The sequence below is a fragment of the Nitrosomonas limosa genome, from assembly GCF_054188085.1.
Window position 1 is genome coordinate 1311648 of the sequence record NZ_CM135180.1, and the last position, 23131, is coordinate 1334778.

Here is a 23131-nt window from a genome sequence, read left to right on the forward strand (position 1 = left end):
GAAACAGCCGGAATCACAAATTTTAACGGAATGAATTTTCAACGCGGAAAACAAAACGACGAGCCGGAAATCAACCTGGTGCCGATGATCGATGTACTGCTGGTGATCCTGATTTTTCTGGTGGTAACCACGACGTATTCCAAGTTCGCCGAGCTTGAATTGACGTTACCGCAAACCAGCGCAGAGCAAGTCGATCAAAATATCGAGAAGCCCAATCGCATCGATATCACCGTGTCGGCGCTTGGTGAATACACCATCAATCTGGTGCCGGTGAAATCTTCCAGTATCGAGAGCCTGCGCGATGCATTACAAGCGGCCGCGAGTAATCAGGAAGATCCGTTCATTACCATCAATGCCGATGCCAAAGCGACGCACCAGTCGGTGATTACGGTCATGGAAGCCGCGCGGCTGGCGGGCTACAGTAAAATTACATTTACCACCGAAACGAACAATACGCAACAATCCCAATAAAGGGGTGACCGAATGTTTGAATTGCTTAAAAGTTATTTCAATAAACCAACGAAGGAGAACACTATGTCTGTTGTCAATGTCGATAATTTTTCCAAGGCGGCGCAAGCCGGTTCGCAATACGTGCTGGCGCCGCTGCCGTACGCCAACAATGCATTGGAACCGGTGATCACAGCCAATACCTTAAGCTTCCACTATGGCAAACATCACAAAACCTATGTGGACAACTTGAACAACCTGGTAGCCAATACCGCGCTGGCCGGTCAATCGCTGGAAGACATTATCCGCGCTTCTGCCGGACAAGCCGACAAAGTGGCGATTTTCAACAACGCCGCACAAGTTTGGAATCACATGTTCTACTGGCATAGCCTGAAACCGAACGGCGGCGGCGAGCCGTCCGGAGCGTTGAAACAGAAAATCGAAGAAGCGTTCGGCAGCGTCGAAGCCTGCAAAAAAGAATTTGCGCAAGCCGCCTTGACGCAATTCGGCAGCGGCTGGGCATGGCTGGTGGTCGACGGCGGCAAGATCGCCATCGTAAAAACCGGCAACGCGGAAACACCGATCACCAAAAACGTGCGGCCACTGCTGACCATCGACGTGTGGGAACATGCCTATTATCTGGATTACCAAAACCGCCGCGCCGATTACGCCAATGCCATTCTGGATAAATTGATCAACTGGGATTTTGCCGCTGCCAATCTCGGATAACTTCCGCAGTCATGACCGATATTACGATCGCCCTGTCCAAAGGGCGGATTTTTGAAGACACGGTGCCGCTGCTCAGGGCCGCCGGTATTGAAGTACTGGATGACCCTGATGCATCGCGTAAACTGATACTCGCCACCAACCGCGATCATGTGCGGTTGATTATCGTGCGCGCGTCAGACGTGCCGACTTACGTGCAGTACGGCGCCGCCGATCTGGGTATCGCCGGCAAGGATGTGCTGCTGGAGCACGGCGGTGACGGTTTGTATCAACCGCTCGATTTGAATATCGCGCGCTGCCGCATGATGGTCGCCACCCCTGAAGGGTTCGATTACGAATCGGCTGTGCGGCAAGGCGCGCGACTGCGCATCGCCACCAAGTACGTGCAAACCGCGCGTGAACATTTCGCCGCCAAAGGCGTGCACGTGGATTTGATCAAATTGTACGGTTCGATGGAACTGGCGCCACTGGTCGGCTTGGCCGACGCCATTGTCGATCTGGTTTCGAGCGGCAATACGCTAAAAGCGAATCATCTCAAGGCCGTGGAAGAGATCATGCCGATTTCGTCCCGGCTAATCATCAATCAAGCAGCATTAAAACTGAAACGAGAGGTCATACAGCCGGTGCTGGATGCGTTTTCCGCGGCCGTCAAGCAGTAACCTCGAAGTTTTTTCATCGAATATTTATCGAAATCATGGTTCAAATCAAACGCTTCAGTTCTACCGACCCCGATTTCAACGCCAAACTCGATAAACTGCTGGCGTTTGAAAATGCGCAAGACGACGCCATCGATGCCACCGTCGCCAATATTCTGGTCGATATCCGCAGACGAAAAGATGCGGCATTGATCGAATACACCAACCGCTTCGACCGTTTGGCGGTCACTTCGGCCAGCCAACTGGAGCTAGCGCCGCAACAGTTGCAGCAATCTCTGAATACCTTACCGATAGTGGAACGAACGGCGCTCGAGCAGGCTGCCGAGCGGGTGCGCAGCTATCACGAAAAACAACCGTTGAGTTCCTGGCAATATACCGATGCCGATGGCACGCTGCTGGGACAAAAAGTCACGCCGCTGGATCGCGTCGGCTTGTACGTGCCCGGCGGCAAAGCATCGTACCCTTCGTCGGTGCTGATGAACGCGATTCCGGCGAAAGTAGCCGGAGTGCCGGAATTGATCATGGTGGTGCCGACGCCTAACGGTGAACGAAACGAATTGGTGCTGGCTGCTGCGGCCATCAGCAAGGTCGATCGGGTATTTACCATCGGCGGTGCGCAAGCGGTCGGTGCTTTGGCATACGGCACCGAAACTGTGCCGCCCGTCGATAAAATCGTCGGTCCCGGCAATGCTTACGTGGCTGCCGCCAAACGCCGCGTTTTCGGAATTGTCGGCATCGACATGGTGGCGGGGCCTTCCGAAATTCTGGTCATCTGCGACGGCACTACCGACCCGGATTGGATCGCGATGGACTTGTTCTCGCAAGCCGAACATGACGAGCTGGCCCAGGCTATTTTGCTATCTCCGGATGCGGCGTTTCTGGATCAAGTGCAACAAAGCATCACACGGCAATTATCTGCCATGCCGCGCCAGGCGGTTATCCGCGCTTCATTGGAAAATCGCGGTGCGCTCATCCAGGTTAGAAACTTGGATGAAGCATGTGAAATCGCCAACCGTATCGCTCCCGAGCACTTGGAATTATCGATTGAGAACCCGGATAAATGGGTGGACAAAATCCGTCACGCCGGTGCTATTTTCCTCGGTCGCCATGCGTGTGAAGCGCTGGGCGATTATTGCGCCGGACCCAACCATGTATTGCCAACTTCCCGCACCGCCCGTTTTTCTTCACCGTTGGGGGTGTATGATTTCCAGAAACGCAGTAGCTTAATCCAAGTCTCGCAGCAGGGCGCGGCCAAACTCGGCGAGATCGCATCGGTTCTAGCCAACGGGGAAGGTTTACAGGCGCACGCAAAATCGGCGGAATATCGCTATCTGAAGCACCAGTAACTGATAGCGTGAACTGATCTCTCAAAGCGGATTTGCTTATCATGCCGGTCATTACTTCACGCAATCATCCGCTCGTCAAACAACTGATCAAGTTAGAAGGATCGTCGCAATATCGGGAGAAAACCGGCTTAACGCTGCTCGACGGCATTCATTTGATTCAGATATATTGCTCGGTATTGGGCAACCCGGAAAACCTGATCGTCAGCCAATCGTATATGGAAAACACCGGGAATGAGCATTTCCTGACCATCCTCTGCGGCCATACCCCGCCGAAAATGTCCGTTGTCAGCGATGCCTTGTTTCGGGCCATTTCACCGGTTAAAACACCCACCGGGATTCTGGCGCTGATTACGATTCCTCCATTGCAAAAAGAAACCGGACGCGGCCGGGAAGTTTTCAGCGTGATGCTGGAAGCAATCCAGGATCCCGGCAACCTTGGCTCAATCCTGCGTTCCGCCGCGGCCGCTAATGTCCGCGATATCTATCTATCGCAGCACTGCGCGGACGCCTGGTCGCCTAAAACCTTGCGGGCGGCAATGGGCGCCCATTTCTTTTTGCGCATCCACGTGAATTGCGATTTATTGCAAATTTCCCGCGACTTTCCGGGAACGGTGATCGCCACTTCGATTCAAGCCGCCAAGAATCTCTTCGACATTTCTCTGGCTGGTCCGGTGGCCTTTCTTTTCGGCAATGAAGGCGCCGGGCTATCCAAAGAACTCATTCAAACTGCACGGGAAAACATCATCATTCCAATGCCGGGAAAAACCGAATCGCTCAATGCCGCGGCCGCCGCAGCGATATGTTTTTTCGAGAAAGTCCGTCAAGACAGAGCCGCAGCGCCATCCAACATTGGAACAAAACAAAGCGGCGGTGTATGATACGGCTCCCTTTAGATGGAGCACTTCTGAAAATTATGAAACGATCTTTTTTATCCCTTATCGCTTTGATTGGCTGTCTGTTTTTTCAACCTCTCAATAGCATGGCGCAGCCCAATGCTGCACAAGGAACCGCATCACCGGAAAAAATGGCGGACAATGAGGGCATTGTCGTCGACTTTATGGATGCCGGCGGTTATACCTATATGGAATTGCAAAACAGCGGACACAAATTCTGGATTGCCGCACCGACCACTCAAGTCAACAAAGGCGATCACATCCGTTTCGGTCAGAGTATGGTCATGACCAATTTCACCAGCAAAACCCTGAATCGCACGTTCGGCACCATCATTTTCGTGTCTTCCACGGAAGTAAAGAAATAACCGCTCAGGTAACATCGGTAAAACCGATCAGCAGCTTGTTCTTCAGGTTTTTGAGTTCGTCGCGGTAAATGGCGGCTTGCTCGAATTCCAGGTTCTTCGCGGCGTTGAGCATTTTCTTCTCGACCCGCTGGATTTCCTTGGCAAGCTGTGCTTCATTCATGGCATCGTAGCGCGCTTGCACCTGCGCCGCTTTGTATTGCAGCTGCGCGGATTCATAGTTGTAGACACCGTCGATCAAGTCTTTGATGCGTTTATGCACTGATCGCGGCGTAATTTGATGTTGTTCATTATATTGAATTTGCTTCTGACGCCGCCGATTGGTCTCGTCGATTGCAACTCGCATCGATTTGGTGATGGTATCGGCGTATAAAATCGCCGTACCGTTGATATGCCGCGCGGCACGGCCAATGGTTTGTATCAGCGATCGTTCCGAACGTAAAAAGCCTTCCTTGTCCGCATCCAGTATCGCAACCAGCGACACTTCCGGGATATCCAATCCTTCGCGCAGCAGGTTAATGCCGACCAGCACGTCGAATTGACCGAGCCGCAAATCGCGGATGATCTCAACGCGTTCGACGGTATCGATGTCCGAATGCAAGTAGCGCACTTTGATTTGATGATCGGAAAAATAATCCGTCAAATCCTCTGCCATGCGCTTGGTTAATGTGGTTACCAGCACCCGTTCATTTTTGGCGGTGCGCAAGGTTACTTCGGACATTAAGTCATCCACCTGGGTTGCTACCGGGCGCACTTCGATGATCGGATCGACCAGACCGGTTGGCCGCACGACTTGCTCAACCACCTGACCGCTATGCTGGCTCTCATAATTGGCGGGTGTGGCCGATACGAAAACGGTTTGCGGCATGCGTTTTTCAAACTCTTCAAAGCGCAACGGCCGGTTATCCAATGCCGAAGGCAGGCGAAACCCATAATTCACCAGATTTTCCTTGCGCGAGCGGTCGCCTTTATACATGCCGCCGATTTGCGGGACGGTCACGTGACTTTCATCGATGATCATCAAGGCATTATTCGGAAGATAATCAAGCAGTGTCGGCGGTGGCTCTCCCGGTTTTTTACCGGACAAGTGGCGTGAATAATTTTCGATACCTTTGCAAAAACCCAATTCATTGAGCATCTCCAGATCGAAGCGGGTGCGCTGCTCCAGCCGCTGCGCTTCGACCAGGCGGTTTTCCTTATAGAAATATTCCAACCGCTCTCGCAATTCGGTTTTGATGGTTTCCATTGCCCGCAGCGTGGTGCTTCGCGGCGTAACATAATGACTTGAAGGATATACGGTAAAGCGTGCGATTTTTGACAAGATACGCCCGGTGAGCGGATCGAACAGCGCCAGGCTGTCCACTTCATCGTCAAACAATGTGATACGCACTGCCGCTTCCGAGTTTTCCGCCGGGAATACATCGACGACATCGCCGCGTACGCGGAAAACCCCGCGTTTGAATTCCAGTTCATTACGCGCGTATTGCATCTCCGTTAAACGCTTAATGATGTCGCGTTGCGACATTTTTTCTCCGTTACGCAAGTGCAGAATCATGCCGTGATAATCGACCGGATCGCCTATACCGTAGATGCACGAGACCGTCGCGACGATAATCGAATCGTCGCGCTCGAGCAGCGACTTGGTCGCAGACAAGCGCATCTGTTCGATATGATCGTTAATACTGGAATCTTTTTCGATATACAAATCGCGCGACGGCACATACGCTTCCGGCTGATAATAATCGTAGTAGGAAACGAAGTACTCGATGGCATTTTCCGGGAAGAATTCGCGCATCTCCGCGTACAATTGCGCCGCCAATGTTTTGTTCGGCGCGATGACGATCGCGGGTCGACCCAAACGCGCGATCATGTTGGCAATGGTGTAGGTCTTGCCGGAACCGGTCACGCCCAATAGCGTTTGATACGCAAGCCCATCGTTAATACCCTCGGTCAATTGCGCAATTGCAGCAGGCTGATCACCGGCAGGCGCAAATGCTTGATGTAATTTATAGGGGCTATTGGGGAAGGTTACGATCACGGGTATAATTCCGGCATTGAATTGTTTCTTTCTATCATTCTAACATGCCGGTCTGTCTATTTTTTTAGTGTGAGGATTTTCTGTGGAGCTCTCTAGCCGCGTTCAAACCATCAAACCATCCCCTACCCTTGCGGTTACCGCCCGGGCTGCGAAACTGAAAGCCGAGGGTAAAGACATTATTGGATTAGGTGCAGGCGAACCCGATTTTGACACGCCGCAGCACATCAAAGATGCTGCGATCGCCGCCATTAACAAGGGATTTACCAAATATACCCCGGTCGGCGGCACGCCCGGATTGAAAAATGCGATCGTGGCAAAGTTCAAACGGGAAAACAATTTCGTTTTCGAACCTAAACAAATTCTGGTTTCTTGCGGCGGCAAACAAAGTTTTTTTAATCTGGCGCTAGCGGTCATCAACCCCGGCGATGAAGTGATCATTCCGGCGCCTTACTGGGTTTCTTATCCGGATATCGTATTGATCGCGGAAGGCAAACCGGTGTTTATCGATACCGGAATCGAGCAACATTTCAAGATTTCACCGCAGCAGTTGGAAACTGCGATTACACCGAAAACCAAAATGTTCGTCATCAATAGTCCGAGCAATCCTTCCGGCTCCGTTTACACGCTTGAAGAATTGAAAGCTTTGGGTGAAGTATTATTGAAACATCCGCAGATCCTCGTCGCCACGGATGATATGTACGAACATATCCTGTTAAACGGTCAGAGATTCGTCAATATCGTCAACGCTTGTCCGGCGCTATTTCCACGGGCGGTTATTCTGAACGGCGTGTCCAAGGCTTATTCGATGACCGGCTGGCGGATCGGCTATTGCGGCGGACCGGCTGCTATCATTACGGCGATGGAAAATATTCAATCGCAAAGCACTTCCAATCCCAGTTCTATTTCCCAAGTTGCTGCCGAAGTCGCGTTAAATGGCGATCAATCCTGCATGAATCCAATGATTGCGGCATTCAAGGAACGAAATCTTTTTGTTACGGAACAACTCAACAAAATCAATGGTGTGTGCTGTTTGGCTTCGGAAGGGGCGTTTTATGCGTTCGCCGACGTTCGTGAATCGATCGGCAATTTGTACCATAACAAACTGATCAATGCACAAAACGATCTCGCATTCAGCGAATATCTTCTGGAAAAAGCCGGTGTTGCTGTTGTCCCAGGTTCGGCATTCGGTTGTGAAGGCTACATGCGCTTATCGTTTGCCACGTCGATGGACAATTTGCAGCAGGCATTGGCGCGCATTCAAAATCTGCTGAAATGATCAAGCAAGCCTTCTAAACCATTCATTCTTATCTAGTGCAAATGTAGCGCCGCAGCTTTCTTGGTTTTTCCTGCTCGCGAAGGAATATTGCACAAACCGCAGACATGATTGGAATGAATTTCCAGCGAATGGACTACAAATTTCCCATGACAGTTCACGCAAGGAGCGATGCACAATACGCCGCTTTCCACAAAACGCACCAAAGTCCAAGCGCGCGTCAGGCTTAATACCTTTTCCAATTGATTGACTTTGACATGTTCGAGATAAAGCCGGTAGCTCTTTACCAATGCATCAATCCCCTCGGCATCCGAATTGGTTGTCACGTAATTATAGATATTCATGAATAACGTTGAGTGCATGTTGGGTTGCCAGCTCATAAACCAATCTTCCGAGTAGGGCAGCATGCCTTTGGGAGGCGATACACCTCTGATTTCTTTGTACAGCTTGACCAGTCGTTCACGGCTGAGATTAGTGTTCATTTCTAAAACCTGGAGCCGGGCGCCTAATTGAATCAATTCCGTGGCAAGCTGGATTTGTTTGGCTTCGGTTATGATGCTTCGGTTGCGCATTTTATACTCCTCATTCAAGCAATTATAATTACGCGACAGCTTCGGCTGGTTTTCCGGCCATCAAAATCGCTGCATGGGATTTAGTAACTGCTTGGTCGCGGCTATCGTTGGAGAGCATCTCGGCAATCAAGCGGTCATCGAAACGGAAACGGCAGAGCAGCATGTTGGTTGCGGCCATTTTGATTAACTGCGCAGAACTCAGCCTGTCGATAATGTCCGCGAGATCCTGGTTGATTCCTAAACGGTAAATTGCGGATACTTTGTCTTCGCGCAGCATCTGTTTAGCAAGCAATAAATAACTTAAATTGATATCCCTGATTTCATCGAGTATTTGATTAGCTTCCATTTCAACTCCCCTTACGATTAAGAATGTTTAAATCAACAAAGACAATTTCGTGCAGGTGAAATTGTCGGCGATGGCAGGGGTGTAAGTAGTCGGTCCTGAAATATTCCTAAGCACTTGATATTAGTTATAAATACACTGTTCATTAGTGATCATAACGACCTGGAATGTTAAAATAGTGCTGTATTTCTGGTCGAAATGGTGATTAAAAATGCTAAGAAATAGCAGTACGATTCATCAACCGAATCTGTTTGGAACAGATTTACTGATGCAGCTTGATCCCGGTGATCCATTGCTGAAGCTTGCATCAGCGATACCGTGGCAAGGATTTGAGGAATCATTTTCGGTTCATTACACAGCAGCGACAGGAGCACCGAGTAAGCCGATCCGTTTGATGGTTGGGTTATTGATTCTAAAACAGTTAGAGAATTTGAGTGACGAATCGATAGTACTGCAGTGGAAGCGTAATCCTTATTACCAGGCTTTTTGCGGCATGAAAGAGTTCCAGCAGAAGTTGCCTTGTCATAGCACGGAGCTGGTACATTTTCGTAAGCGCATAGGCGCGGAAGGCGTAGAGCGGATTTTCCGGATGAGCGTTGGTTTGCATGGGGAATCGGCGCTGGAAGACGTCATTCATATTGACACGACCGTGCATGAGAAGAACATCACGTACCCAACGGATAGCAAACTGGCGATCAAAATTATCAATCGCCTCAACAAGATTGCCAAATCCCATGGTATTTTACAGCGGCGTACTTTTGTCAAAGAAGTGAAGTCACTGCGCCTGGATATCCGGCACTACCGGCATGTGAAGAAAAGAGCGAAAGCGAAACGAGCGTTGAAGCGACTCAGAACCATTGCAGGTATTCTGATGCGGGAGCTCAGGAGAGAACTGCCGCAATACTGTTTGTTTGAATGCTACCAAAAGGATTTTCTACGGTATGAGGGAGTATTACGGCAGCAACAAAACGATAAAAACAAGATCTACTCATTGCACGAACCGCAAGTGTACTGTGTCGCCAAGGGAAAAGACCACAAACAATATGAATACGGCAGCAAGGCATCGATAGCCAGTACCGCAAAAGGCAATCTGATTGTCGGGGTTGTCAGTCACGAACAGAATCTGCATGACAGCCATACATTACCGGAGATATTGCGACATGTTGAGATTTCGCGAGGGAAAGCTGCCAGGCAGGCCGTATGCGATCGCGGCTACCGCGGCAAACGTGAAGTCAATGGAACCCAGATCATTTTGCCCGGAAAGGCGCTCAAGAAGGATACCCGGTACCAGAAAGACAAGAAGCGAAAACAGTGCAGGAGGCGCGCCGCGATTGAACCCATTATCGGTCACCTGAAGTCGGATTATCGAATGGCAAGGAACTATCTGAAAGGCGCTGTCGGTGATCGCATCAACCTGCTGATGGCTGCTTGCGCCTGGAATCTGAAACAATGGTTGCTGGCCATTTTTTGGCTCTTTTTCCCGTGGCGAGAACGGATTCCTTGATGGAAATTTAAACTACAAGGGTATGCATTTTGATAGGTAGCCGTTTCCTCGGGCGGCTTTTCCAGAACAACAACTGTTGTCTGATACTTTTTCAGGGGCGACTAAGTAAATGGAAGTTGCGCTTAAATGAAGTTAGGTAATTCTCTTATCGCGATGTAGGAATTTTGCCTACACCGGCCACACCTTGTTATTTATGGAATTATCAGTTTGATGAATCCTGAGACTAAGCCAGCGTCCCGGTTTTACGTTGTACTAACAATTGCATCACATCCTGCGCGAAGATCGGCTTGCTGAACAAATAGCCTTGCGCCCGATGACATCCTGAATGCAGCAAACAATCGAACTGCTCCTTGGTCTCAACACCTACGGCTTGAACCGGCAAACCCAGGTTTTTTGCGAGTCCGATGATGGATGAAATAATCATCAAACCATCAGGATCCGCAATCATATCATGCGTTAAGGACCTGTCGATCTTCAGAATATCCACAGAAAAATGCTTTATATAGCGTGCTGACGAATAACCGCTTCCAAAATTATCCATCACAATTTTCACACCCAGGCTCTTTAGTGAGCGTATGGTCTGGAGACTCGTTTCCGCATGCCGCATCAACGTCGACTCGGCGATATCCAGCTCCAGCAGCGCCGGCGATATACCCGTCTCAGCGAGTACTTGCGAGATCGTACTTATCCATTGCGCTTGATCAAATTCTACCGCAGAAACATTGACCGAGACCGACAAAGAAGTGTATCCGGCTTTATGCCAGCTTTGAAGCTGTCCACAGGCCTGCCGCAACACCCATCGACCGAGTTCGATCACCATTCCGGTTGTTTTGGCCAACGGAATAAAATCTTCGGGCAGCAGCATTCCCAATTCAGGGTGGTTCCAACGTACCAGCGCTTCAACGCCGGTCAAATCACCCGATTGCAAATCCACCACCGGTTGGTAAAGCAGTACGAGTTCTTTTTTTCGAATCGCGGATTGCAGCGATTTTCCGAGCGCTGCTTGTCTGGTTGATGCTTCGGCGATCTCCTTGGAATAGTAGCAACAATGGCCGCTCCATACACTGCGATTGCTTGATAACGCTGCCGATGCATTCGAAATTAATAAAGGTAACGCATCTTCTTCGTCCTGCCGGTAAATACTGACTCCTACTTCAATCGCTATGCGAAACTGCAAATGGCCGATGCTGATCGGTGCAGTGACCGTTTTTGCAAGTGCAGCGGCAAACAATCGCACTTGCTCGTCATCAGCGAAATCTGCTTTGAAGATTGCAAACTGATCGTCTTCCATGCCCGACATCAGGGTATATTCGTTAACATGGAGGGATAACCGGCTCGATAACTGCCGCGAAAGCTGTTCAACTAAATCCGAACCGTAAATCTCTTTAACTTGTTTCCAACGATTCAAGCGGATCCGGAACATTGCAGCGGCAGTCTGCAACCGAGATCGTTGCGCCAGCAATTCATTGCATTGCTGCATAAAATCGCAGCGGGAATCAGCGGTTCCAGCCACACAAGGCATTGTTTTTTCGGTTTTCAATTGTTTACTGGGCATATTCAGACAATCGGCATCTTACGTCCGGATTGTTACGACTCAGTGGACACAAAGCTTTACTCGAAATACCCGTACTTTACCTCGGTATTTTTATCAACAATTTCGAATACAGCCTGGCATCAATTTGAAAATCAGCTTTTGCGGAAGTAATCGAAAAATCAACCGCCAGTTATTTGATAAAATACCAATCAGTTAACAAACCACACATCTCATGAATACTTCTCTAACAATCACAGCAGTGTTTACCCTGGCAGTGGCGATCCTATTAACCGCTTGTACGATGCCCCTCACTCGTGAAGCATTACTGGCTCAGAAAGTTATTTATAGCCGCATTAGCGACAAACACTATTTGGCGATTGCGGAGTGCTTGCAAACCAAAGATAGTTTTCCGTTGCCTGAATGGCATCGCCAGAGCGTCCGTGATCTCAACACTTATTTCATTTATCACGAATCCATGCAGGTGAATGGATATCCGCACTTTCATGACGAAACTGCAAAAACTTATTACATCACCGAGATTCATGGCACCGATTCGTCGCAGCAAACCGGCACACCAATCACGCATGGTAATAGCAACTGGATAATGACCATCAAAGACATGAGCGCCGCTCAAAAGACTCGATCAGACATCGAAATTCGCAGCAACGCAAACCCACTACATGACTATCCGCCGGATTCGTATACCCCGGACCCTAACGCATCACTGTCTCAACGCTTATTCAAAGCTGAAACAATTGACCGCTGTTTTGATTGATGTTTGTTTCAAATAGCAACCGTGGCTGAATTAAACCGGAATACCAACTATTTTTTTCATCCACTTTTTATCCCTCATTGCTTTTTTCTAAAAGTATCCATAAAATTCCGCTTGCACTTGCTTTTTACATTTTTTACATTTGTCGGTGTTTGAATTGCATAAAAAAGCGATGTTTCGCATGGGAACTAGGGTTCCGGTCAAGTTCATTTGACGACAGGTCCGAGAGTTTCCGGTCTCTTAAAACGAGACTTCACGGAGGGATAAAAGCCCGGGAGATCAAGTCATGTATCGTTGATACATGGGTCTTTCGGTAATATTCTGAAAATGGAGGCTCGCTATGTCGGAAGTATCAAAATCACTTAATTCATCCATGGCGTCGGAAGCGCGTTCGTTGCGTGCCAGCATGACCATCTGGAACAGCTTTACGCTGGGATTTGCTGTGGTATCGCCAATCGTCGGCTTATACGCGATCATCGGCGTACAAACGACGGTCACTGGCGGCGGCTGGTTTGCAGCATTAGTCATTTGCCTGTTGATGCAATTGCTGGTGGCGACAGTCTACGCCGAATTGTCATCGCAATTCCCAATTGCCGGTGGCGCTTACAAGTGGGCGCGTCAGTTCTTCGGCATCACTGCCGGTCACTATGCCGGTGTCATTTACATCAGTTCAACCATCGCTATGCTGACCACGACCGCGTATGCAGGGGGTATCTGGTTTGCCGGTTTTTTCGGATCTTCCGGCGACAGCGGCACAGAAAAAGTAATGTGGGCAGTGGTATTTCTGGCTTTGTGCACATTGCTGAATCTGGTGCACGTCAATGTCTTCAAGTTGACGATCAAGCTCGGTGTCTATGCCGAAGTGGTCGGCTCACTCGGAATCGCCATCTTGCTGTTTTTGTTCTTTCGCCAGCATTCTTTCTTCGAGCTATTTCAACATTTAGGCACTGGCACCGCCCCGAACCAGACTGCTGCATTTTTAGCGGCGCTTGCCACTGCCGGTTGGGCATTCATCGGTTTCGACGCCTGCTCGACGACTGCGGAGGAAACGCACGAGCCAAAGCGGGCAGTCCCGCGCGCAATTTTTTTCTCCCTGTGCACCGTCGGTACCGTCGTGGTGTTCAATTCGGCTTCACTGATGTTGGCGTTTGATCGTGAAACACTGATCCACAGCAGCATCACGGCCGATCCGATCACGCCGCTGATTACCAGCCACTTTGGCGAGTGGATCGAAAAACCATTTCTGGCAATCGTGATGGTTGCGTTTCTCGCGTGCGGCGCATCGGTCGTCAAATATACCTCGCGCATCGTGTTTTCGATGGCGCGCGAAGGCAACATGCCAACTGTACTCAGTAAAGTTACTGCCAGTCAGATGCCGCGCAACGCCGTACTGTTTACCGTATCGCTAGCTGCTTGCGGGTTGATTTTCGGACTCAACGACGATGCTGTCGCAACCATCATCGCGTTCGGCACGGGTGGCCTATACGCAATGTTTGCCTTCACCACCGGAATCGCACTGTTTGCGCGCTTGTCCGGCCGTTGGAATCCGGCATTAGGTCAACTGAAGCTGGGCAAATGGGGATTAATCATCAACACCTTGGCGTTTATGTGGGCCTTGTTTGAACTGATCAACATCGCCTGGCCACGCCCATACGCCATTTCCGCCGATGCGCCGTGGTGGCAGCTTTGGGCGACACCGCTGGTGCTCGGGAGTATTTTAGCGATCACCACCCTCTATCTTTTTATCAGCAAACTAACAAGGAGCCGGTCATGAAACAGCACACGATTATCTGGAAACAAGCCATTCCAGGCGGCTGCCATTGGTCCGGCGTTATCCGCCGCGGCACGACATTACGTTTGACCGATGCCGATGGCAGCGCAAACGCAGCCGTCCTGTTTTTCAATCAAGAAGAAAAACTGGAGCGCTACAACATGGCCGATACACTGAAGTCGCAGCACACCTTTCGTTTGACCAAAGGTCATGCATGCCACTCCGACATGGGCCGGATTTTTTGCTGCATCACTGCCGATACTGCCGGCTGGCACGATACCGTCTGCGGTTTGAGCGACGATGAACTGATCCGGCGCAAATACGGTGAAGCGCGCTACCAGGAACACCGCAATCAAATGTACCGCAGCGGCCTGAGCGGTATGCTGGTCGAATTGGGCAAATGGGGATTGGGTATGCGCGATGTCGTAGCGAACATCAATTTTTTTAGCAAAGTCACCACCAATGCCTTTGGCGAATTGACCTATCACCCCGATCATAGCAAGGCGGGCGACTTTGTCGACTTGAGTTTTGTCATGAACACGCTGGTGGTGTTGTCGGCTGCGCCGCACCCGCTCGATACCCAAAAAACCTACCAGCCCGGCGCAATCTTGCTGGAGGTTTTCGATACGCCACCGGATGCCATCAAGGAATGCTTGCACATCAACGAAAATACCCGCGCACTGCAAAACGCACAAAATTTTTATGCGGAGGGGACGCTATGAATACCGCAAAATTACCTATCAGCCAACTCGATCCGGCACAGGCTATCGTCGATGAAATCTGCCCGGCGGGTGAACCGTGGGTACATCTCATTAGACAGGGGCAAATTTTTCGTATCGTTGATCTGGAAGGCAATCAGGCAGTCGATACCCTGTTCTACAATGCTCACGATGCGCTGGAACGTTACAGCGCCACCGATACCATCAACCGCCAGGGACAACTGTACCTGACCACCGGCAGCAAACTGTACTCCAATCTCGGACAAGTCATGCTGACCATTGTCGCCGATACCTGCGGCCGCCACGATACCCTGGGCGGTGCATGCGCCGCCGAGAGCAATACCGTGCGCTACGCGCTGGAAAAATTTCCGATGCACAGTTGCCGCGATAATTTTTTGCATGCCTTGGCGCATCATCCGCTGTGCCAGAAACTCAATATGAGCAAGCGCGACCTGCCGAGCAACATCAACTTTTTCATGAATGTACCGGTCACCGAGACCGGCGGATTGGAGTTTGCCGATGGCGTTTCCGCACCCGGCAAATATGTCGAAATGCGTGCAGAAATGGATGTCGTGGTATTGATCTCGAATTGTCCGCAATTGAACAATCCATGCAATGCCTATAACCCGACACCGATCCGCTTGCTGATCTGGGATTAGCTCGCGAAGGAGACGCTGATTAATTCTACTAACGAGATGAAGCACGAGGCGCACGGAACGCAGCAACCGAGACATATCAACGAGATAGGCAAGGGAGCGAGTACCGCGCAACGAAGTGATTCGCTCGTATAGTCAATTAAGCAGCGTTTCCTCTAACGGAGGAACAAATATGTTCAACAAAGTACTGATCGCCAATCGCGGTGCGATCGCGTGCCGCATCATCCGCACGCTGCGCCGGTTGAAAGTAACCAGTGTCGCGGTATACACCGAAGCCGACGCATTGTCGCAGCATACCGCTGCTGCCGATGAAGCCTATTGCATCGGCGGCGGCCTTGCCGCTGAAAGCTATCTGAATGCCGGCAAGATTCTTGAAATCGCACAAAAAACCGGCGCTGCAGCCATCCACCCCGGTTACGGTTTTCTGAGCGAGAAAGCGGATTTTGCCGAACAATGCGAGGCGCATGGAATTCGCTTCATCGGTCCGACGCCGCGACAGATGCGCGATTTCGGTTTGAAACACACCGCTCGGTCGCTGGCAATGGAAAACCAGGTGCCGCTGCTGCCGGGCACCGGTTTGCTGGCCAATTTGGACGAAGCGCTACACCAAGCGAAACATATCGGTTATCCGGTGATGCTGAAAAGCACCGCTGGCGGCGGCGGCATCGGCATGCGCTTGTGCTGGAATGCGGATGAATTGAGCGGCGCCTACGAAGCGGTAAAAACGTTAGCGCAAAACAATTTCAAAGATGCCGGTTTGTTTCTGGAGAAATACGTCGACCGCGCAAGGCATATCGAAGTACAGATTTTCGGTGACGGCCGGGGACAAGTTGTAGCACTGGGCGAGCGCGATTGTTCGATGCAAAGGCGCAACCAAAAAGTCATCGAGGAGACACCTGCGCCGAATTTATCACCTTCCCTGCGCCAGGCATTGCTCGATACGGCAGTGCGCCTCGGCAAAGCGGTGCGCTATCAATCCGCCGGCACCGTTGAATTCATCGTCGATGCCGTCAGCGGCGAGTTTTATTTTCTTGAAGTGAATACCCGTTTGCAAGTCGAACACGGCGTGACCGAAGAAGTCACCGGCATCGATCTGGTCGAATGGATGGTGCGGCAAGCCGCCGGCGATCTGCCGCCGCTCGATTCTTTCAACATCAGCCCTCAAGGTGCCGCGATTCAGGCACGCCTTTACGCCGAAAATCCGGCCAGGGATTTTCAGCCGTCGAGCGGCACGTTGACCGCCGTAGATTTCCCGACAATGGCGCGCATCGAAACTTGGGTTGAGCGTGGCATCGACGTATCGGCGTATTACGATCCGATGCTGGCAAAAATTATCGTGCATGCACCAGATCGGGAAACCGCCAGAACCAAACTGTTGACGGCATTGCAGCAAACCGCATTGCACGGTATAGAAACCAATCTCGATTACTTGCAACAAATCCTGCAAAGCACGGCCTTCTGCAACGGTGAATCGACCACGCAGTTTCTCAACGGTTTTCATTACCGCACGCACACCATCGACATTCTGAACCCTGGCGTACAAACCACGATTCAAGACTATCCGGGACGGATCGGTTACTGGAATGTCGGCGTACCGCCGTCCGGGCCGATGGACAGTCTGGCTTTCCGCTTGGCCAACCGGTTGGTGAACAACCTCGACGACTGTACCGGACTGGAAATCACGATTTCCGGTCCGACATTGCGGTTTAATTGCGACAGTATCATTGCCGTTTGCGGCGCACCGATGGATGTACTGCTCGACGGTGAGCCGCTGGCGCAATGGCAAGCACATTCGGTCAAAGCGGATGCAGTCCTGCAGCTCGGCAAAATCCGGCAAGCCGGCAGCCGGGCTTATCTGGCAGTACACGGCGGTTTCGAAGTGCCGGATTACCTCGGCAGCAAAGCTACGTTTACGCTCGGACAATTCGGCGGTCACGCCGGCCGCGCGCTGCGCGCTGGCGATGTGTTGCACGTCCCGCCGCTACCAAAGTCGTGCTCAACAATGCTGCAACGGATGCCGGGTGATTCGATTCCTCACTACAGCAATCACTGGGAAATTGCAGTGTTGTACGGCCCGCACGGCGCGCCGGACTTCTTTACCGAATCCGATATCGAGCAATTCTTTGCCGCGGAATGGAAAGTGCACCACAATTCGAGCCGTACCGGCGCACGCCTGATCGGGCCGAAACCACAGTGGGCGCGAACCGACGGCGGTGAGGCTGGATTGCATCCTTCCAATATCCACGACAATGCATACGCCATCGGCGCGGTGGATTTCACCGGCGATATGCCGATCATCCTCGGCCCGGATGGCCCCAGTCTCGGCGGCTTCGTTTGTCCGGTAACAGTGGCGCATGCGGAACTATGGAAAATCGGACAACTCCGCCCAGGCGACAGCCTCCGCTTCTACCCGGTGTCGATTGAACATGCCAGTCGGCTGGAGCAGCAGCAAAATCAATTGATCGAACAACTCGGCAACAATTTCCGGAAAATGCTTCCGCCCGCCAACCGGCAACTGGAACACCCGGTATTGCATCGCATTGCCGCTAGCGATCACGAGTTGGAAGTGGTGTATCGTCAATCCGGCGACAAATATTTGTTGATCGAATACGGCCCGCCGGTTCTCGATCTGAATCTGCGTTTCCGCGTGCATGCGTTGATGAATTGGCTGCAACAACACATTGACGTACATGAATTGCACGGTATCGTCGATCTGACCCCCGGCATCCGCTCGTTGCAGATTCATTTCGATTCAACCCGGCTGCCGCGCGATGCGCTGCTGCAACAATTGATTGCCGCCGAAAAGCAATTACCCGCGATTGCCGAGATGGAAGTACCTTCGCGCATTATCCACCTGCCATTATCGTGGGACGACGCCGCGACGCGGCTGGCAATCGACAAATACATGCAATCGGTGCGGCGCGATGCGCCCTGGTGTCCGAGCAATATCGAATTCATCCGACGCATCAATGGCTTGGATAGTATTGACGAAGTCCGTGATATCGTGTTCTCCGCCAGTTATCTGGTGATGGGATTGGGCGATGTGTATCTCGGCGCGCCGGTTGCTACGCCCCTCGACCCACGCCATCGGCTGGTCACCACCAAGTACAATCCGGCGCGCACCTGGACACCGGAAAATGCCGTCGGCATCGGTGGCGCGTATCTGTGCGTGTACGGCATGGAAGGTCCGGGTGGTTATCAATTTGTCGGACGCACCGTGCAAATGTGGAACCGTTACCGCCAAACCGCTGACTTCAAGGATGATAAACCCTGGTTATTACGCTTCTTTGATCAAATCCGCTTTTATCCGGTCAGCGAAAGTGAATTGTTGCAGTTGCGCAAAGATTTCATCAGCGGACATTTCAAACTGCACACCGAAGACACCGTACTGGATCTGAAGCAGTACAACAGCTTCCTGCAGCAGCACGCCGACAGCATCCGTGCATTCAGGATCAAACAAAAAGCCGCGTTTGAAGCCGAGCGTCAACGCTGGGCTGAAAACCAGCAAGCATCGACGGTCAACGAGGATGTCCTGGAAGAAGCCGACAGCCAAAGCGAACTGGATTTGCCGGATGGCGCCCACCTCATCAGTTCTCAAGTGACCGGCACTGTCTGGAAACTGTTAGTGAAGGAAAATGAATCGATCGAAGCAGGAAAGCCGCTGGCGATCATCGAATCAATGAAAATGGAATTTATGGTTGAATCCCCCGTTAGCGGACAGATCCGCCAAATTTTTTGCCAGCAAGGTAGTTACATCGCCGCCGGCCAAACGCTCATGATCGTGCAGGAAGCTTAGGGAAGAGCTGATTCATTGACTATACGAGCGAATCACTTCTTTGCACGGTGCTCGCTCCCTCGCCTATCTTGTTGATAGGCCTTGGTTGCTGCGTTCCGTGCGCCTTGTGCTTCATCTCAGCCGACGAATTAATTCGCGTTTCCTTCACGTCCATTTCCGGACTCCGCACTGTTTTTCCCGAGTAAAAAACGTCTCGCGCAGCGGTAACCGGCGTAATTGAATCATTCTAAAAAAAGATAACCTTTTACAGCGTTATTCAGCCATTCCGGGCCACCGATACTTCCTATAATGGGTAGCGTGATCATAGTCTCTCGAAACGTGATGAGTCGTCCGGAGGAGTATTACAACCAGCCCTGAACAACGACGGTTTCATCATGATGGACCATCCGCAACGGATTACGTTTATTGGTTATCTTTTTAAATAGGTTTTCAAAATGAGTGAAATCGCATTGACCGAAGTGAATAATTCGCCGAATGGGCGCACACTTTCCAACAGCTCAGACTTGCAAAAATCTCTGGAGCGGATTCATGAACTCCCTGCGATGCCGGCCATCGCCAGAAAAATGCTGGCATTACCGCTCAATACCGATGAAGGTGAAGCGCAATTGTTGAAATTGATCGCACAGGATCCGCAAATCTCGGCGCGCATCATCGGCTTATCCAATGCTTCCTTATTCGGTGCCCCGGGCATGATTTCCTCCATCAGCGATGCGGCGATGCGCCTTGGATTAACGCAGATTAAAGCGGTTGCAATTGGCATGGCCACGATCGCGGCATTTTCCAAAACGGCGGAAGGAAAATTCAAAACAGCGGATCTTTGGGCGCATAGCCTTGCCATCGCTTCCGCGATGCGCACCATCGCCCGGTATATGCCGGCACGGCAGCGCCCGATGGAAGATCAGATATTCCTGGCCGGATTGCTGCATGACATTGGCTACAATGTTCTCAGTTTTATCGCCAAAGACCTCAGCAACGTTCTATACGAGAAACTGAATACGCCAGGCGAGGCCTCATTGCTTGAAATCGAGCGGGAACTGCTCGGCACGCATCACGGAGAAATCGGCGCGCAACTCGGCGCGCACTGGGGATTACCGACAGAAATCATCACCGTAATCCGCTATCATCATACCCCGGACCACCCCGATGCTGCCGATGTTCAGCCGTTAGTCAAACTCGCCTATATTGCCGAAAAATTGCTGCCGGATTTTGCTTTCGCAGAACATGCGGTTCACGAAGTTACCGAACAGGAATGGAATCAACTCGGTATAGACCCGGGTAAAACTGGCAAAATCCTGGAAGAAATCGGAGCTGTTGCGGCGCAAGCAAAGCAGCTTGCCAATGCGGCCTAATTGTTCCAACTGAACAGATTCTAAAATTCAATCGATTTGTTTTTCCGAAATCAGTCACTGCATTCACTTGCATCAGTACAGGTTAATCAATCACTCATCAGGAAACAACCCAATGAAAAAAAGCAGTCAGCGGATATCTGTTATGCAAATCCTTTTTTTTGTTTTCCTCGTTACGGCCACCGCTCTGATGACTACGCCAATTCACGCGGCATCGTTGCAAATGCCGGTATCAGCCAGTTCGGGCGCCACAAAATCCTTAAGCGTGCAGTTAGATGTCGATTTTGGCACTTATACGCTTTCCGGCCCCTCACCAACAGCGTTAAACGGCCCCAGCGAAAATATTGACAGATAAAAACCCTTACATTCAGCAAGTACAAGATTTAGAGATTAATATGGAATAAATTACAAACAAAAGCTTTCTGAAAGAACTTGAGCTTCTATTACTTCAAACTTGCCAAGTTAACAATATTGCTAGATTCACAAGAGTTTCGATCTAATATCACTTTCAATTGATCATCTTCTTTTGCTGAAAAAGACGACATGTTTGTAATCACTAATTCATTTTCATTCTTGGGTATTTTCGACGTATATCTAAAACTCTGATGAATTCTAATGAAATCATCATAAAGCAGCTCGATAAATTCATGTTTGTCGTAACTTAAGATCCAAGGAAAATTAGCATTCTTTAAGACATCAGCAAGTCTCTTGTGATCAACAATCTTATAGTTATAGCGATATAGCTTACGCCCTTGTTTGAAATATGGTGGATCGACATAAAAAAAACAATTTCGGTTATTCTCAGCATTTGATGCATGTAAATATTGAAGTGCATCACCGAATTCGACCGAAATTGAGTGTCTCAGTAATGATATTTTTTGTATCCTTGAAATAATTGCTTTCTTATTAAAACGGCAATCAATCTTATACTTAGAACTCTGATCTCGACCACCAACAGGACCACTATGCAAAATACCTGAGAAATTTGTTCTATTTAGAAAAAGACAAGCTAAAGCTAGATCAGGTATATATTGATCATTTGGGTAATCATATTTGAGATACTCTTTCAACTGATGCCATGTATCGATATTCACGCTGACATTTTCAATTAAAGAACTCAAAGTATCAGTATGTTCAAAAACAGACTTCCAGAAAGCATAGATTAATGGATCTCGTTCAATCAGAATTGCTTTCTTTATAATACCGGCTGACACCAAGGATAGCGAGACAATACCGCTACCTGCATAAGGCTCCACGATTTCTTTCTCACGCAAGTTGTGAGTTTCGATAAATCTCAACACAACATTAAGAAATGTTGCTTTACTACCTGGATAGCGTAACGGACTTTCTATTTGATTAGGAGTAGACACAGGATTTCCTGAAATTATCAATGACTCCTCTAACCCATTCAGAAATTTTACTAATTTCTGTTGCCCTCTCAACAACTAAACTTTGTTTGGCATGGCTAATCTCAAGCCCCTTTTTTGCAATAAGAGGTATGCGATATCTATAAAATATAGTTCCATATCGAGGTGTTAAAAAAGAAATCTTCTCTTGAAGAGTTTCTTCTTTTGTGGGAATGATATTGAATGGAATAAACATCGCGGGTGATGGATTGCTAGCTGGCAATATTTCAAACCAATTTCGATGAAAAGCGTAAATAGCGCCCGTGATGCTTTTAGCTTCCCAGTTCTCTCCCGATGCAACTTGACCGAGGAGATAATATGTTCCTGGTGCCCCGTCTTTTCGAGGGCACCACGCAATAATATCAATTTCCTCATCTTTAGGATTAATAGATGCTCCAGGGAGGGGAGAATTTCTAACCTTTCCATCAGAAAAGTGTTGGTAAATAGCTCTGAGCTTTACTAGAAAGCCAGAATGATCAGCTCGAGGAAAACCAAATGAATATGCATGACCATCAACTTCACCCGCTGCTGCCCAAGTAGCACATGCTTGAAACAAATCTCTTATTTTATTATCAATCTCAAAAAAAGAATCATCATCAAAAATATCGGTTCTATTTTTATTGGATAAAAACAAGCAAAAGAGATAAATAATGGAACCAGTATTCAAATTATCTTTGTCATAGATCAATTCTTCGTCGCTCTCGCTAAATTTGAATGGATAACAGTCTTCAAGAAACAGCATCCTTTCGCGGATAATTTGATTTACCTCTTCCAGGAAAAGATCTTCTTGCATACTTTCTGAATCTTCAAAATCAGTATCTTCAGAATTTCTGCGTTTGTCCCATATGCGGGCTAGTTCTGAGAAACTTGCACAATGATATTCAGAAGATAAAACGTGAAATTCAAACCAATCGCAAATTTCTTGAAAGCTACGATCCAAGGGAAGGATTGCAAGAGGAGTTTCAATCAAT

Annotated in this window: 20 protein-coding genes, 1 pseudogene and 1 riboswitch; of the genes and pseudogenes, 15 read left to right on the plus strand and 6 right to left on the minus strand. The window is 49.7% G+C overall.

Annotated elements, in window-relative coordinates; translation table 11 throughout:
- Positions 1–30: 30 nt before the first annotated feature.
- The 6 genes from ACV7NC_RS05930 to ACV7NC_RS05955 all read left to right on the plus strand — a co-directional run bounded on the left by ACV7NC_RS05930 (position 31) and on the right by ACV7NC_RS05955 (position 4433).
- Positions 31–471: an ExbD/TolR family protein gene (locus ACV7NC_RS05930; protein WP_458154582.1), complete on the plus strand. Its 441-nt coding sequence runs from the start codon at positions 31–33 to the stop codon at positions 469–471.
- 63 nt (positions 472–534) lie between these two features.
- Positions 535–1176, plus strand: a complete 642-nt coding sequence (locus tag ACV7NC_RS05935; RefSeq protein WP_458154583.1) for a superoxide dismutase — start codon at positions 535–537, stop codon at positions 1174–1176.
- 11 nt (positions 1177–1187) lie between these two features.
- On the plus strand, positions 1188–1832 hold the full coding sequence (hisG, locus tag ACV7NC_RS05940) for an ATP phosphoribosyltransferase (RefSeq protein ID WP_458154584.1): 645 nt from the start codon (positions 1188–1190) through the stop codon (positions 1830–1832).
- Between the two features lie 35 nt (positions 1833–1867).
- The gene (gene hisD / locus ACV7NC_RS05945; RefSeq protein WP_458154585.1) at positions 1868–3175 is read left to right on the plus strand and encodes a histidinol dehydrogenase; all 1308 of its coding nucleotides are present in this window, start codon (positions 1868–1870) and stop codon (positions 3173–3175) included.
- Between the two features lie 41 nt (positions 3176–3216).
- Positions 3217–4053 (plus strand): TrmH family RNA methyltransferase, encoded by an 837-nt coding sequence (locus tag ACV7NC_RS05950; RefSeq protein WP_458154586.1) that lies wholly within the window; start codon positions 3217–3219, stop codon positions 4051–4053.
- A gap of 35 nt (positions 4054–4088) precedes the next feature.
- Positions 4089–4433 (plus strand): hypothetical protein, encoded by a 345-nt coding sequence (locus ACV7NC_RS05955; RefSeq protein ID WP_458154587.1) that lies wholly within the window; start codon positions 4089–4091, stop codon positions 4431–4433.
- A 4-nt stretch (positions 4434–4437) separates the two neighbouring features.
- Here the strand turns inward: ACV7NC_RS05955 and uvrB are convergent, their stop codons facing one another.
- Entirely contained in the window at positions 4438–6468 is a 2031-nt protein-coding gene (gene uvrB / locus ACV7NC_RS05960; protein WP_458154588.1) for an excinuclease ABC subunit UvrB, read from the minus strand.
- A gap of 82 nt (positions 6469–6550) precedes the next feature.
- On the opposite strand from uvrB, the gene ACV7NC_RS05965 reads away from it, so the two are divergent.
- The gene (locus ACV7NC_RS05965; protein WP_458154589.1) at positions 6551–7744 is read left to right on the plus strand and encodes a pyridoxal phosphate-dependent aminotransferase; all 1194 of its coding nucleotides are present in this window, start codon (positions 6551–6553) and stop codon (positions 7742–7744) included.
- 32 nt (positions 7745–7776) lie between these two features.
- Here ACV7NC_RS05965 and flhC read toward each other — a convergent pair whose 3' ends face one another.
- Both flhC and flhD read right to left on the minus strand, forming a co-directional pair.
- A complete protein-coding gene (flhC, locus tag ACV7NC_RS05970) occupies positions 7777–8313 on the minus strand; it encodes a flagellar transcriptional regulator FlhC (protein WP_458154590.1) in 537 nt (178 codons plus the stop codon).
- Positions 8314–8341: 28 nt separating this feature from the next.
- The gene (flhD, locus tag ACV7NC_RS05975) at positions 8342–8659 is read right to left on the minus strand and encodes a flagellar transcriptional regulator FlhD (RefSeq protein WP_458154591.1); all 318 of its coding nucleotides are present in this window, start codon (positions 8657–8659) and stop codon (positions 8342–8344) included.
- 208 nt (positions 8660–8867) lie between these two features.
- Here flhD and ACV7NC_RS05980 point away from each other — a divergent pair.
- Positions 8868–10269: pseudogene (locus ACV7NC_RS05980) on the plus strand (IS5 family transposase).
- 114 nt (positions 10270–10383) lie between these two features.
- Here ACV7NC_RS05980 and ACV7NC_RS05985 read toward each other — a convergent pair.
- A complete protein-coding gene (locus ACV7NC_RS05985; protein WP_458154592.1) occupies positions 10384–11715 on the minus strand; it encodes a putative bifunctional diguanylate cyclase/phosphodiesterase in 1332 nt (443 codons plus the stop codon).
- A 211-nt stretch (positions 11716–11926) separates the two neighbouring features.
- Here ACV7NC_RS05985 and ACV7NC_RS05990 point away from each other — a divergent pair, with 211 nt between their 5' ends.
- From ACV7NC_RS05990 to ACV7NC_RS06020, 7 genes are all read left to right on the plus strand, one after another.
- On the plus strand, positions 11927–12469 hold the full coding sequence (locus ACV7NC_RS05990) for a hypothetical protein (RefSeq protein ID WP_458154593.1): 543 nt from the start codon (positions 11927–11929) through the stop codon (positions 12467–12469).
- A gap of 174 nt (positions 12470–12643) precedes the next feature.
- A riboswitch (guanidine-I (ykkC/yxkD leader) is annotated at positions 12644–12746 on the plus strand.
- Between the two features lie 60 nt (positions 12747–12806).
- Positions 12807–14240, plus strand: a complete 1434-nt coding sequence (locus ACV7NC_RS05995) for an APC family permease (protein ID WP_458154594.1) — start codon at positions 12807–12809, stop codon at positions 14238–14240.
- Positions 14237–14959, plus strand: coding sequence for an urea amidolyase associated protein UAAP1 (locus ACV7NC_RS06000; protein ID WP_458154595.1), 723 nt, complete (start codon positions 14237–14239; stop codon positions 14957–14959). Before ACV7NC_RS05995 ends, ACV7NC_RS06000 begins: the two co-directional genes overlap by 4 nt.
- A complete protein-coding gene (locus tag ACV7NC_RS06005) occupies positions 14956–15615 on the plus strand; it encodes an urea amidolyase associated protein UAAP2 (protein ID WP_458154596.1) in 660 nt (219 codons plus the stop codon). Before ACV7NC_RS06000 ends, ACV7NC_RS06005 begins: the two co-directional genes overlap by 4 nt.
- Before the next feature lie 169 nt (positions 15616–15784).
- Positions 15785–19408 carry an urea carboxylase gene (uca, locus tag ACV7NC_RS06010; RefSeq protein ID WP_458154597.1) on the plus strand — a complete coding sequence of 1208 codons (3624 nt, stop codon included), beginning with the start codon at positions 15785–15787 and terminating at the stop codon, positions 19406–19408.
- Between the two features lie 434 nt (positions 19409–19842).
- Positions 19843–20757 carry an HDOD domain-containing protein gene (locus ACV7NC_RS06015; protein ID WP_458154599.1) on the plus strand — a complete coding sequence of 305 codons (915 nt, stop codon included), beginning with the start codon at positions 19843–19845 and terminating at the stop codon, positions 20755–20757.
- Between the two features lie 187 nt (positions 20758–20944).
- Positions 20945–21109, plus strand: a complete 165-nt coding sequence (locus tag ACV7NC_RS06020) for a hypothetical protein (RefSeq protein ID WP_458154600.1) — start codon at positions 20945–20947, stop codon at positions 21107–21109.
- An 88-nt stretch (positions 21110–21197) separates the two neighbouring features.
- Here the strand turns inward: ACV7NC_RS06020 and ACV7NC_RS06025 are convergent, their stop codons facing one another.
- Together ACV7NC_RS06025 and ACV7NC_RS06030 are read right to left on the minus strand one after the other, a co-directional pair.
- Positions 21198–22124, minus strand: a complete 927-nt coding sequence (locus ACV7NC_RS06025) for a DNA adenine methylase (protein ID WP_458154601.1) — start codon at positions 22122–22124, stop codon at positions 21198–21200.
- Complete coding sequence (locus ACV7NC_RS06030) at positions 22111–23130, minus strand: hypothetical protein (RefSeq protein ID WP_458154602.1); 1020 nt, start codon at positions 23128–23130, stop codon at positions 22111–22113. The genes ACV7NC_RS06025 and ACV7NC_RS06030 overlap by 14 nt, the downstream gene beginning before the upstream one ends.
- Position 23131 lies beyond the last annotated feature (1 nt).